Below are 12,718 nucleotides of genomic sequence, written 5' to 3' on the forward strand. Positions count from 1 at the left end.
CAACGGCCCCTGCTCCGCCTGCCCTCGCATTCTTCCGGCACGCGGTAACCACCTTCCCTGCGCGGCATCCCGCCGCATCACGCCCCGTACGGCCCGCCGCCGGCACGGGAGGTCGTGCTGCGCGCCCGCGCAGGGAGGATGGCTGCAGCGTGCCCCCAACTCCGCCCCTTCAAGGGGCACTTGGGAGGTAGCCATGACCGAGACCACCATCCGCCCCACGGCCCCCGCCGCGCCCCCGACGGCGCCGCCCACCGCCGTCCTCGACGACGCGCACATCGGCGACATCCGCGGCGCGCTCGGCACCATCCGGCACGACGACACCGCCCCGCGCCGGGGCCTGTCCGCCAAGCTCAAGACCCTGTTGGCGATCGTCGGCCCGGGCCTGATCGTGATGGTCGGCGACAACGACGCCGGCGCCTTCGCCACCTACGGCCAGGCCGGCCAGAACTACGGCACGCATCTGCTGTGGACCCTGCTCCTGTTGGTGCCGGTGCTCTACGTCAACCAGGAGATGGTGCTCCGGCTCGGCGCCGTCACCGGGGTCGGGCACGCCCGGCTCATCCTGGAGCGGTTCGGGAAGTTCTGGGGCGCGTTCTCGGTCATCGACCTCTTCCTGCTCAACGCCCTCACCCTGGTCACGGAGTTCATCGGCATCACGCTGGCCGCCGGCTACCTGGGCCTGCCGAAGGTCGGCGCGGTGGTGCTGGCCGCCGCCGTGATCATCGCCTCCGCCTTCACCGGATCGTTCCGGCGGTTCGAGCGGATCGCCATCGGACTGTGCGCGGCCTCGCTGCTGCTCGTCCCGCTCTACTTCATGGTCCACCCGTCCACCGGTCAGATGGCCCACGACTTCGTCGTCCCCCATCTCCCCGGCGGCGCCGGCCAGTTGTCCACCGTGATGCTGCTGATCATCGGCATCGTCGGCACCACCGTCGCCCCCTGGCAGCTCTTCTTCCAGCAGTCCTACGTCATCGACAAGCGCATCACGCCGCGCTTCATGTCGTACGAGAAGGCCGACCTGTGGATCGGCATCGCCATCGTGGTGATCGGCGGCGCCGCCCTGATGGGGTGCACGGCCGCCGCCTTCGCCGGCACCCACGGCGTCGGCGCGTTCACCGACACCGCCGGCATCGCGCACGGCCTGGCCGCGCACGCCGGCAAACTGGCCGGGGTCCTCTTCGCCATCGCCCTGCTCGACGCCTCGATCATCGGCGCCTTCGCCGTCTCCCTGTCCACCGCCTACGCCATCGGCGATGTCTTCGGCATCAAGCACTCCCTGCACCGCGGCATCGGCGGCGCCAAGGGCTTCTACGCCGTCTACGCCGGGCTGGTCGCCGCGGCCGCCGCGATCGTGCTGATCCCCGGCTCCCCGCTCGGCCTGCTCACCGAGGGCGTGCAGACGCTGGCCGGGGTGCTGCTGCCGTCCGCGTCGGTCTTCCTGCTCCTGCTGTGCAACGACCGCACGGTGCTCGGCCCGTGGGTCAACGGCCGCCGCACCAACGCCTTCACGGCCGCCGTCGTCGGCGTCCTGGTCACCCTCTCGGTCATCCTCACCGCCGCCGTGCTCTTCCCGGACATCGGCGCCTCCGCCATCCTCGGCATCATGGCCGGCTGCGGCGCGGCCGGGGTGCTGGCGCTGGGGTACGCGGAGCTGCGGCGCCGCCGCAAGGGCTGGGCGCGCGGCGGCCGGCCGGTGGACCGCACCGGCCGCGACGACTGGCGGATGCCGCCGCTGGAGACCCTGCCCAAGCCGGTCCTCTCGACCGGCCACAAGGTCGGCCTGACCGCCCTGCGGACCTATCTGCTGGTCGCGATGGTCCTGGTCATCATCAAGGTCGTCGAAGTGGCCCTCGGCCACTGACCGTTCGGCCGCCGTCACCCCTGCCCGCCACACCCCACCAGCCCCAAAGGAGGCGCTGCCATGCACTCCCTGTCCCTCGTCGACTTCGTGATCCGGCTCGCCACCGGCGTGGCCTGCGGAGCGCTCATCGGTGTCGAGCGCCAGTGGCGGGCCCGCATGGCGGGGCTGCGCACCAACGCGCTGGTCGCCGCCGGCGCCACCCTCTTCGTCCTCTACAGCACCGCCGTCGGCGACTCCGGCAGCCCGACCAGGGTCGCCTCGTACGTCGTCTCCGGCATCGGCTTCCTCGGCGGCGGCGTGATCCTCCGCGACGGCGCGGGGGTCCGCGGGCTGAACACCGCCGCCACCCTGTGGTGCTCCGCCGCGGTCGGCGTGCTGGCCGCCTCGGGACGGCTCGAACTCGCCGCCATCGGCACCCTCGCCGTCCTCGGCGTCCACCTCGTCCTGCGCCCGGCCGGCCGGCTGCTGGACCGGGCGCCGGCCTCCGGGTCCGACCCCGACGAGGCGGTGCACGCCACCGTGCACGTGGTCTGCGAGCGCAAGGCCGAGACGCACATCCGCGCCCTGCTGCTCCAGGCGCTCAGCGCCTCCGGCCTGACCCCCATCAGCCTGCGGGCCAGCCGTGACGCCGAGGACACCACCGGCATCCGCGCCACCGCCGCCGTCTCCGGCGACCTCGCCCAGGCCCTGGAACAGGTCATCGCCCGCCTCTCCCTGGAGCCGGACGTCCGCGACCTGCACTGGCACCTCGACGACCCCGAGGTCGCCGCCCCCGCCCCACGCGCCCTGGCCTGACCCGCCGCACCACCACAAAGGGCCGGAACGCCCGCCGCGCAACTGCCAACCACGCAGTGCACAACGGCCGTTCCGGCCCTCAACGCTTCCCGATTCGGACGATCCCCCGCGTCGCCCGAATCAGGCAGCTCAGCCGGCTCCCCCGACCCTACGGGCGGGGGTTCCGACCTGTGCTGAGTATACTGGCTCTCAGCCAGTCAACGCAGGAGTTACAGCATGTCCCCCCGCAGCGCATCGGTCAATGAAGAATTGCGACGGCGCTCCCGCGAGCGTCTGTTGCAGGCGACGGTCGAGCTGGTAGGGGAGCGCGGTTACGACGCGACCACGCTTGGCGACATCGCGCAGCGCGCGGGGGCGGCCCGCGGTCTGATCTCGTACTACTTCCCCGGCAAGCACCAGTTGCTGCAGTCGGCCGTGCACCGGCTGATGCACCGCACCCTCCAGGCCGCGCTGGAGCGCGCACCGCGGCCGACCGGGCCGGCGGCCGGACGGGAGCTGCTGGCCCGGGCCGTCGACGCGATCCTGGGGCTGGCACACGACGAACCGCTGCTGATGCGGACGCACATGGCCGGAATCCTGACCGCCTCGGGCTTCATCCAGTGCCCCGAGCAGCAGCGGCTGGCCCAGTTGCTGCGCGAGACGGTGGTGGCATACGGGTCGGCGGATCCGGACACCGACTACCCGATGCTGCGGGCGTTGTTGATGGGTTCGGTGGTGCCGATGCTGCTCCCGGGGGCGCCGATGCCGCGGGTCCGGCTGCGCGCCGAGCTGTTCCAACGGTACGGACTGGACTGGGAGATGGGCGTACCACCGGGCGAACGGCCCCCCGAGGGGTCGACGACGCGCGGGCACCCCGGCGCGTAGCACGGGGCGATCCGGGCGGATTGGGGCCGGTTCGCGGCGAGGCGACGCGGTGGCGCGAGGGCGCGAACGGCCGGTAATCCAGGGCCCGTTGCCGCCGCACCTAGCGCTTGTTGTGGCGCGGTGTCAGCAGTCCGGCGTCGCGGGCGCCGGCGATCAGCCGTAGCGCTCGACGGCGGTTCCGACCGGTGGCGTTCATGACGGCGAGGACGGGGTCCTGGCCTTCCTGTTGGGCCGCGCGGTAGGCGGCCGCCGCGATCTTGCGCCGTTCGCCGGCGCGCGAGCGCACGAGGACGGTGGAGCGGGCCGCGACGTCCGGTTCCCGGTCCGGGGTGGCGTCCGCTTCTGACCTACCGTCGGCGGCAGTTGCCGGCCCGGACGGCTCGTCGGCGGCCGCCTCGACCGTCGCGCCGCTCGCCGCCCCGCCTGGCGCCCCGTCCGCCGTGCCGGCCCGCGGTTCCGTGCCCGCGCCCGTACCGCAGAGGGCACCCTCGCCGTGGACGACCTCGCCCGCCGGTGGCGGATGCGGGTCGGCCTCCCGGGGACGGGCGGGGCCGTCGCCGCCTTCCGGCGCGGCGGGGGCCTCGGAGGCGGGCGCGGACTTCGGTGGGCGGCCGGTGGCGGCGCGGCACGCGTCGTCGAGCGGGCCCTCGATCCAGTGGGCGAGGGCGGCCAGGGCGTCCAGTGTCAGGGGCGGGTCGGCGCGGACGTCCTCGACGGTGAGGTGGTCGCCGGTGGCGGTCACCAGGACGTCGATCCGGGCGCCGTGGGGGAAGGTCAGGCGAGCGCTGAACCAGGGGCCGAGTTCGGACGCGGCCGAACCGTGCGCCTGAAGCTCCCAGTCGGGCCACTCCGATGCCCCGCCTTGCGCTTTATATCGGTGGTTATCGGTATAAAACTCACTTTCCGACACAAACAAAAACCTAGCCCCCAGCTCACCCGGCCAAGGGGCGCGGCACGCTCATCCGACCGGGAGCAACCCCGATAGCGCAGCTCTCCCGCCGCACGCTCCCGGGTGCGATCCTGGGGGTACTCCGCGGAAGGGGCCACCCGTGCTTCGTGTCGCTGTGATCGGTTCCGGACCGAGCGGTGTCTACACCGCCCAGACCCTGGTCGGACAGGAGGCCGTCCCGGACCTCGACGTCTACGTCCTGGACCGGCTGCCGTGCCCGTACGGACTGGTGCGGTACGGCGTGGCGCCCGACCACGAGAAGATCAAGTCGCTGCAGAACAACCTGCGGACGGTGTTGGAGCACCCCCGGGTGCACTTCCTGGGCAATGTCGAGGTGGGCGGGGGCGGGGTGGGGCTCGCGCAGTTGCGGGAGATGTTCCATGCGGTGGTGTTCTGCGTGGGCGCCGCCACGGACCGACATCTGAACGTCCCCGGGGAGGAGTTGCCCGGCAGCCATCCGGCCACCGACTTCGTCGCCTGGTACAGCGCGCACCCGGATGCGGCGGCCGACGGCTTCCGCCTGACGGCGCGTTCGGCGGTGGTGATCGGGGTGGGGAACGTCGCGGTGGACGTGGCGCGGATGTTGTCCCGGGGCGCCGCCGAGCTGGCCGCGACCGACATGCCGCAGGAGGCGCTCGGGGCGTTGGCCGACAGTTCGGTCGAGGACGTGTGGATGGTGGGGCGACGGGGGCCGTCGCAGGCCAAGTTCACCACCAAGGAGTTGCGGGAGCTGGGGGCGTTGCCGGGTACCCAAGTGGTGGTACGGCCCGAGGAGTTGGCGCTGGATCCGGGGTACCGGGAGCCCGGTGCGCTGCCGGCCCCGGCGCGGCGCAACGTGGAGGTGCTGCGCGACTGGGCCGAGCGGCCGGTGGAGCGGGCGGCGGGGACGGGGCGGGCGCGCCGGATCCATCTGCGGTTCTTCCTGCGGCCGGTGGAGATCCTCGGCGACCCGGCGACCGGGGTGCGGGCGGTGCGGTTCGAGCGGACCGCGCCCGACGCGCGGGGCGGGGTCACGGGGACCGGTGAACACGAGGAGATCGCGGGGCAGTTGGTGCTGCGGTCGGTCGGCTACCGGGGGCTGCCGCAGCCGGGGCTGCCGTTCGACGAGGCGACCGGGACGGTGCCGCACGCGGGCGGGCGGGTCCTGAGGGACGGCGCGCCGTATCCGGGCGTCTACGTGGCGGGGTGGATCAAGCGCGGCCCCACGGGGGTGATCGGCACCAACCGGCCGTGCGCCAAGGAGACCGCGACCTCGCTGCTGGCGGACGCGGCGGCGCTGGCGCGGCGGCCGGTGGCGACGGATCCGGTGGCGGCGCTGGAGCGGGCCGGGGCGCGGCCGGTGCCCTGGCGCGGCTGGTTGGCCATCGAGGCGGCGGAGGCCGAGCGGGGGCGCGGGCTGGGGCGCGGCACGGTCAAGCTGGCCGACTGGGACGGGCTGTTGCGAGCGGCGCGGTCGACGATGGTGGGGCGCTGAGTCGGGGCGGACGCCGGCTCGTTCAGTGCGCTTCGCTTCCGTGCGCTTCGCCGAGGCGACGGTCCTGGAGGCCGGCGGCGCGCAGGACGCCGTCGATCAGACCGGGGAACAGCGCGTCGAGGTCGTCCCGGCGCAGGCCGTTCATCTTGGCGGTGCCGCGGTAGACCTGCTGGATCACGCCGTGCTCGCGGAGCACCCGGTAGTGGTGCGTACAGGTCGACTTGCTGACCGGGAGCTCGATGTCCGCGCAGTTCAACTCGTCGTCGGCGGCGGCCAGCACGCAGACGATGCGCAGCCGCATGGGGTCGGCGAGCGCGTGCAGCACCTGGGCGAGCCGGATGTCCTCGCGGGACGGATGGGGCAGCGACCGGGCGCCCGAGGCGGCCCCGGCAGCGGGTGTTTCGGGCGACATGACCGCTCCTGACCTGCGGATCCAGTGGGCTGTGGCGCGCCCGCCCGCGGTGTTCCCCGGTGGCGGCGGCCTTTACCACGCCATTGTACGAGGGCCGTCGTAGTTTGACATCTGCCGTACTACGACGCCTATCGTATGAGCGGGGTCCCGTCGGGCCCCCGCCCCGCCGTTCCGTCGTCCAGGTACAGGAGCCTGCCGTGAGCGCACTCTTCGAGCCCCTCAACCTCCGCGCGCTGACCATCCCGAACCGCCTCTGGATGGCGCCGATGTGCCAGTACTCGGCGGCCCCCGAAGGACCGGAGCAGGGCGCCCCCGGTGACTGGCACTTCCAGCACCTGGTGGCCCGGGCGGCGGGCGGCACCGGCCTGATCCTGACGGAGGCGACCGCGGTCAGCCCCGAGGGCCGGATCAGCCCCTACGACCTCGGGCTGTGGAACGACACCCAGACCGCCGCGTTCCGCCGGATCACCGACGCGATCAAGGCCCAGAACAGCGTCCCGGGCATCCAGATCGCGCACGCCGGCCGCAAGGCGTCCACCGAGCGGCCCTGGGTGGACCGCGGCGCCCCGATCCGGCCCGGCGAGGGGTACGGGTGGCAGCCGGTCGCCCCGAGCCCGCTGGCGTTCGACGACGGCCACACCGCCCCCGCCGAGCTGTCCACGGAGCAGCTCGCCACGATCGTCGAGGAGTTCGCGGCGACCACCCGCCGGGCGCTGGACGCCGGCTTCCAGGTCGTCGAGATCCACGGCGCCCACGGCTACCTGGTCAACGAGTTCCTCTCCCCGTTCACCAACCGCCGCACCGACGCCTACGGCGGCTCTTACGAGAACCGCACCCGGCTGGCGCTGGAGATCGTGGACGCCGTGCGGGCGGCCTGGCCCGACGAACTCCCGCTGCTCTTCCGGATCTCGGCGACCGACTGGCTCAGCGAGGACGACGGCGACGACCGCGAGGGCTGGACCGCCGACGACACCGTGCGGTTCGCCCGCGACCTCAAGGAGCACGGCGTCGACCTGCTGGACACCTCCTCGGGCGGCAACGCCCCGGACGCGCGGATCGCGGTGGGGCCCGGCTACCAGGTGCCGTTCGCGGAGCGGGTCAAGAAGGAGGCCGGGCTCGCGGTGGGCGCCGTCGGCCTGATCACCGAGGCCCAGCAGGCCGAGAAGATCGTCACGGACGGCCAGGCCGACGCGGTGCTGCTCGGCCGCGAGCTGCTGCGCTCGCCCAGCTTCGCCCAGCACGCCGCCCGCGAGCTCGGCGCCGCCGTGCACGTACCGCCGCAGTACCACCGGGCCGTCTGACCTGCGCCGACACCGTTCGGGACCGCCGTTGTCAGTGGTCGGGTGCACACTGACGGCATCTGAGACAACGGCGTCCCGGAGGTGTTCCGGCATGACAGACGTACTCCTCGCGGTGGGCACCCGCAAAGGGTTGTTCATCGGCCGCCGACGGCGCGGCACATGGCAACTGAGCGGAGCGCACTTCCCCGCGCAGGCGGTGTACTCCCTCGCGATCGACACCCGCGGTGCCCGGACCCGGCTGCTGGCCGGGGCCGACAGCGCACACTGGGGCCCGTCGGTCTTCCACTCCGACGACCTGGGCGAGACCTGGCACGAGCCCACCCGTCCACCCGTCAAGTACCCGAAGGACACCGGGACTTCACTGGAGCGGGTGTGGCAACTGCACCCCGCGGGCCCGGCGGCGCCCGAGGTGGTCTATGCCGGCACCGAGCCCGGCGGCCTGTTCCGCTCCGAGGACCGCGGCGAGACCTTCGAGCTGGTCCGCGCGCTGTGGGAGCACCCCAGCCGGGGGAAGTGGGTGCCGGGCGGCGGCGGATTGGCCGTGCACACCGTGGTCACCGATCCGCGGGACGCCGCCACGGTGACGGTCGCGGTCTCCGCCGCCGGGGTGTTCCGCACCCGTGACGGCGGCGCCAGTTGGGCCCCGTCCAACAAGGGCGTCAAGGCGGTCTTCCTGCCCGACCAGCACCCCGAGTTCGGCCAGTGCGTCCACAAGATCGCGCAGGACCCGGTCGACCGCGACCGGCTCTACCTCCAAAACCACTGGGGCGTCTACCGCTCGGACGACTCCGGGACGAGTTGGACGGACATCGGCGGCGGCCTGCCCTCGGACTTCGGCTTCGCGGTGGCGGCGCACCCCCGAAGAGGCGAGGTCGCCTACCTCTTCCCGATCACCGCCGACATCGACCGGGTGCCGGCCGAGCACCGCTGCCGGGTCTTCCGCACCTCCGACGCCGGCGCGAGCTGGGAGCCGCTGTCCGCCGGGCTGCCCGAGGAGGACCACTACGGCACGGTGCTGCGGGACGCCCTCTCCGTTGACGACGCCGACCCCGCAGGGGTGTATTTCGGCAACCGCAACGGCCAGGTCTACGCCAGCTCCGACGACGGCGACAGCTGGCAGCAGCTCGCCCGCCACCTGCCGGATGTGCTCTGCGTACGGGCGGCGGCGGTGGCATGAGGCGCGGGTGGCCGGGAATTGAGGGGAGGCCGGCGTCGGCCAGTAGGGTGATCCCGTGGCTGCACGACCTCTCCAAGACATCGTCGAACCAGGCTGGGCCAAGGCACTTGAGCCGGTCGCCGGACAGATCGCCGCGATGGGCGACTTCCTGCGGGCGGAGATCGCCGCCGGCCGGACCTACCTCCCGGCCGGCAACAACGTCCTGCGGGCCTTCCAACAACCCTTCGATGAGGTGCGGGTGCTCATCGTCGGTCAGGACCCCTACCCCACGCCGGGGCACGCGGTCGGGCTGAGCTTCTCCGTGGCGCCGGACGTCCGCCCGTTGCCCGGAAGCCTGGAGAACATCTTCCGCGAGATGCACTCCGACCTCGGGCTGCCCCGACCGTCCAACGGCGACCTCACCCCGTGGACCCAGCAGGGCGTACTGCTGCTGAACAGAGCGCTGACCACCGCGCCCCGCAAACCCGCGGCCCACCGCGGCAAGGGCTGGGAGCAGGTCACCGAGCAGGCCATTCGCGCCCTGGTGGCGCGCGGCGGCCCGCTGGTGGCGGTGCTGTGGGGGCGCGATGCGCGCAACCTGCGGCCGCTGCTGGGCGATCTGCCCTCCGTCGAGTCCGCGCACCCCTCCCCCATGTCCGCCGACCGCGGCTTCTTCGGGTCGCGGCCGTTCAGCCGGGTCAACGACCTCCTCGTCCGGCAGGGCGCCCAGCCGGTGGACTGGCGACTGCCCTGAGCCGGACCGCCGTCCGGAGGCGGGAGATAGTGTTCCCGGCATGACGCAGACGAACATCCCTGCGGGTTGGTACGCCGACCCGCAGGGCAGTCCCCACCAACTCCGCTGGTGGGACGGCTCCCAGTGGACCGCGCACACCCACCCCGGCCAACAGGCGCACCACCAGGAGCAGGCCGGGCAGCCGGGTCAGGCGCAGCCGGCGCAACAGCCGCAGCAGGTGCCCCAGCCGGGCCCGCAGGCGCAGATGCCCCAGCAGTACCCGCCGCAGCAGCAACCCGCCCCGGCCCAGGCCCCGTACGGCCAGCAGCCCGGCGGTGCCCCCTACGGCCAGCCCGGCCCGTACGGCGCGGACGCGCTCCATCAGGCGCGGCAGCAGGCCGGCATCCAGCACCAGGTACAGCAGCAGGCCGGGGTGGCACCGGCCGGGACGGGCGGCGGCGGTCTGTTCACCGAACCGGTGCTGGTGGTCAACCAGAAGGCCAAGCTCATCGAGGTGAGCAACGAGTACGCGGTCTACGACCAGCACGGCAACACCCTCGGCTCGGTCGTGGAGATCGGCCAGAGCACCGCGAAGAAGATGCTCCGGGTGGTCTCCAGCCTGGACCAGTACATGACCCACCGGCTGGAGATCCGGGACGCCTACGGGCAGCCGCAGTTGACGCTGACCCGGCCCGCGAAGCTCATCAAGTCCAAGGTGCTGGTGGCCCGTCCGGACGGCCAGCCGGTCGGCGAGATCGTCCAGCAGAACGCCATCGGGAAGATCAACTTCGCGATGCTGGTCAACGGCCAGCAGGTCGGCGCCATCAAGGCGGAGAACTGGCGGGCCTGGAACTTCGCCATCGTCGACCACACCGACACCGAGGTCGCCCGGATCACCAAGACCTGGGAGGGCCTGGCCAAGACGATGTTCACCACCGCGGACAACTACGTGCTGCAGATCCACCGGCAGCTACCCGACCCGCTGTTGAGCCTGGTGGTGGCCACCGCGCTGACCGTCGACACCGCCCTCAAGCAGGACGCCCGTGGACTCGGCTGAGTCCGCGGACGCGGCGGACGGAACGTTCGTCCTCGGGGTGGACTCGGGCGGCTCGGGGCTGCGGATCGCGGTGGCCCGCGCCGGCGCCGACGGGGCCCGGCCGGCGGCGACGATCACCTCCCGCGAGCCGGTCCGCACCGGCCCGGCCGGCATCGACGCCGACCACCTGTTGGACCAACTCCTGCCGGCCGGCGAGAAGTTGGCGCGCGAGGTGGGCGCGGACCGGTTCGGCGCGGCGTGCGTCGGCGCCGCCGGGATGGGCATCCTCGGCGACGCGCTGCGCGCCCGGCTGCCCGACGCCCTCAACGCCGCCTTCGGGGTCCGTCGCCTCGCGCTCGCCGCGGACGCGGTGACCGCCTATGTCGGGGCGCTCGGCCAGCGGCCCGGTGCGGTGGTCGCCGCGGGCACCGGCCTGGTCGCCCTGGGCACCGACCTGACGCCGGCCGGCGGTTGGCGCCGGGCCGACGGCTGGGGCCATCTGCTGGGCGACTGCGGCGGCGGCGCCTGGATCGGGCGGGCCGGGCTGGAGGCCGCGCTGCGCGCGCACGACGGGCGGCCCGGCGGATCGCCGGCGCTGCTGGCCCGCGCGCGGGCCGAGTTCGGGCCGGTCACCGGAGTGCCCGGCGCGCTCTACCCACGCCCCGACCGACCCGCCGTACTGGCCTCGTTCGCCCCCGAGGTCGCGCGCTGCGCCGCCGGGGACGCGGTCGCCGCCGGCATCCTGGCCGACGCCGCGCGCCACATCGCCGACTCCGCCGCCGCGGTCTGCCCGCCCGGCCCGGACGCCACCGTCGCGCTCACCGGCGGGCTGCTGCACCTGGGCGCCCCGCTGCTGTCCCCGCTCCGTGAGGCGCTCGCCGAACGGCTGCCCGGGGCCCGCCTCGAACCGGCCGCCGGCAGCCCGCTGGACGGGGCGCTGGCGCTCGCCGCGGCGCTCGCCGCGGACCGCCTGGCGCTGCCCGTCGATGGGAAGTTGTTGCAGATCACAGGGCATGTGACGGGTCCGTCGCCACGACGCGCGGGATAAAACGGGACGGATACCTCGCGACGGAACCCTCCCTCCGCGGCCGGGCATGCCGAGGCGTTAGCATGCGGCGCCATGAGTTCCCCCACTGGGCCCGCACCTGGCTCGCCCCGTATCGACATCGACTCCCCGAGCCCGGGAGGCGCACCCGGCCTGCCCGTACGAACGCCGCGCAACCGGCCCTCCGGCCGCCACCGCAAGCCGGAGCCGCTCGCCGCACCCGCGGGCGCACCCGCCCTGGTGCTCGCCGTGCCCGGCACCCCCTCCACCGCCGCGCGCGGCCTGGCGGAGGAGGTCTCCAGCATCGCCCGCTCCGAACTGCCCGGCCTCGACGCGCGGATCGGCTACGTCGACGGTGGGGACGACGTGTTCCCGTCCCTGGAGGCGGTGTTGGCGCGGGTCGCCGCCGAGCAGCAGGCGCGGGCGGCCGAGACCGGGCAGTCCGACCCCGGCCCCGCCGCGGTCGTCGTCCCGCTGCTCGCCGGCCCGGACAGCGCGCTGCTGCGCCGGATACGCCAGGCCATCATGAACAGCGCGTCCGGGGCCGAACTGACCGACGTCCTGGGCCCGCACCCGCTGCTGGCCGAGGCGCTGCACGTCCGGCTGTCCGAGGCGGGGTTGGCCCGCGCGGACCGGGCCCGGCTGTTCACCGTCGCGACCGCCGCGGACGGCATCATCCTCGCCACCGTCGGCGGCGAGGAGGCGGTGCAGGCCGCCGGCATCACCGGCATGCTGCTCTCCGCCCGGCTGGCCGTGCCGGTACTGGCCGCCGGTCTGGACGAGGAGGGCGCCATCGCCCGCACCGCCGACCAGTTGCGCACGGCCGGCGCCCGGCAGTTGGCGCTGGCCCCGTACCTGATCGGCCCCGAACTCGCCGACGGCCTTCTGGGGGCGGCCGCGGCGGAGGCGGGCTGCGCCTCCGCCGAGGCGCTCGGCGCGTACGGCGCGGTGGGCCGGCTGGTGCTGTCGAACTACGCGGCGGCGATGGGGATCACGCTGCCGGGCCAGGGCCTGGGGGCGGCCGCCCGGTAGCCCCGCCACACCCGTTCACCGAGGGCCGTCCCGCGCCGAGCGCGCCGGGGCGGCCCTCCG

Annotated in this window: 12 protein-coding genes; 10 read left to right on the forward strand and 2 right to left on the reverse strand. The window is 73.9% G+C overall.

Annotated elements, in window-relative coordinates; translation table 11 throughout:
- Positions 1 to 193 precede the first annotated feature (193 nt).
- From PV796_RS07025 to PV796_RS07035, 3 genes are all read left to right on the forward strand, one after another.
- A complete protein-coding gene (locus tag PV796_RS07025; protein WP_274912049.1) occupies positions 194 to 1,861 on the forward strand; it encodes an NRAMP family divalent metal transporter in 1,668 nt (555 codons plus the stop codon).
- Between the two features lie 60 nt (positions 1,862 to 1,921).
- Complete coding sequence (locus tag PV796_RS07030) at positions 1,922 to 2,656, forward strand: MgtC/SapB family protein (protein ID WP_274912050.1); 735 nt, start codon at positions 1,922 to 1,924, stop codon at positions 2,654 to 2,656.
- Positions 2,657 to 2,872: 216 nt separating this feature from the next.
- Positions 2,873 to 3,520, forward strand: a complete 648-nt coding sequence (locus PV796_RS07035) for a TetR/AcrR family transcriptional regulator (protein ID WP_274912051.1) — start codon at positions 2,873 to 2,875, stop codon at positions 3,518 to 3,520.
- A 100-nt stretch (positions 3,521 to 3,620) separates the two neighbouring features.
- Here the strand turns inward: PV796_RS07035 and PV796_RS42280 are convergent, their stop codons facing one another.
- Entirely contained in the window at positions 3,621 to 4,430 is an 810-nt protein-coding gene (locus PV796_RS42280) for a DUF6214 family protein (protein WP_274912052.1), read from the reverse strand.
- A gap of 139 nt (positions 4,431 to 4,569) precedes the next feature.
- Here PV796_RS42280 and PV796_RS07045 point away from each other — a divergent pair, with 139 nt between their 5' ends.
- Positions 4,570 to 5,943, forward strand: coding sequence for an FAD-dependent oxidoreductase (locus PV796_RS07045; protein ID WP_274912053.1), 1,374 nt, complete (start codon positions 4,570 to 4,572; stop codon positions 5,941 to 5,943).
- Positions 5,944 to 5,965: 22 nt separating this feature from the next.
- Here the strand turns inward: PV796_RS07045 and PV796_RS07050 are convergent, their stop codons facing one another.
- Positions 5,966 to 6,355 (reverse strand): ArsR/SmtB family transcription factor, encoded by a 390-nt coding sequence (locus PV796_RS07050; protein WP_274912054.1) that lies wholly within the window; start codon positions 6,353 to 6,355, stop codon positions 5,966 to 5,968.
- 197 nt (positions 6,356 to 6,552) lie between these two features.
- Between PV796_RS07050 and PV796_RS07055 the strand changes: the two genes are divergently transcribed.
- The 6 genes from PV796_RS07055 (at position 6,553) to PV796_RS07080 (ending at position 12,658) form a co-directional block, all read left to right on the forward strand.
- The gene (locus tag PV796_RS07055; RefSeq protein ID WP_274912055.1) at positions 6,553 to 7,656 is read left to right on the forward strand and encodes an NADH:flavin oxidoreductase/NADH oxidase; all 1,104 of its coding nucleotides are present in this window, start codon (positions 6,553 to 6,555) and stop codon (positions 7,654 to 7,656) included.
- Between the two features lie 91 nt (positions 7,657 to 7,747).
- Positions 7,748 to 8,833, forward strand: coding sequence for a WD40/YVTN/BNR-like repeat-containing protein (locus tag PV796_RS07060; RefSeq protein ID WP_274912056.1), 1,086 nt, complete (start codon positions 7,748 to 7,750; stop codon positions 8,831 to 8,833).
- Between the two features lie 55 nt (positions 8,834 to 8,888).
- Positions 8,889 to 9,566: a uracil-DNA glycosylase gene (locus tag PV796_RS07065; RefSeq protein ID WP_274912057.1), complete on the forward strand. Its 678-nt coding sequence runs from the start codon at positions 8,889 to 8,891 to the stop codon at positions 9,564 to 9,566.
- Positions 9,567 to 9,606: 40 nt separating this feature from the next.
- Positions 9,607 to 10,602 carry a phospholipid scramblase-related protein gene (locus PV796_RS07070; RefSeq protein ID WP_274912058.1) on the forward strand — a complete coding sequence of 332 codons (996 nt, stop codon included), beginning with the start codon at positions 9,607 to 9,609 and terminating at the stop codon, positions 10,600 to 10,602.
- Positions 10,589 to 11,629, forward strand: coding sequence for an N-acetylglucosamine kinase (locus PV796_RS07075; RefSeq protein ID WP_274912059.1), 1,041 nt, complete (start codon positions 10,589 to 10,591; stop codon positions 11,627 to 11,629). Before PV796_RS07070 ends, PV796_RS07075 begins: the two co-directional genes overlap by 14 nt.
- 72 nt (positions 11,630 to 11,701) lie before the next feature.
- A complete protein-coding gene (locus PV796_RS07080) occupies positions 11,702 to 12,658 on the forward strand; it encodes a sirohydrochlorin chelatase (RefSeq protein WP_274912060.1) in 957 nt (318 codons plus the stop codon).
- Positions 12,659 to 12,718: the final 60 nt, after the last annotated feature.

The sequence above is a fragment of the Streptomyces sp. WZ-12 genome (genome assembly GCF_028898845.1).
Taxonomy (GTDB): domain Bacteria; phylum Actinomycetota; class Actinomycetes; order Streptomycetales; family Streptomycetaceae; genus Streptomyces.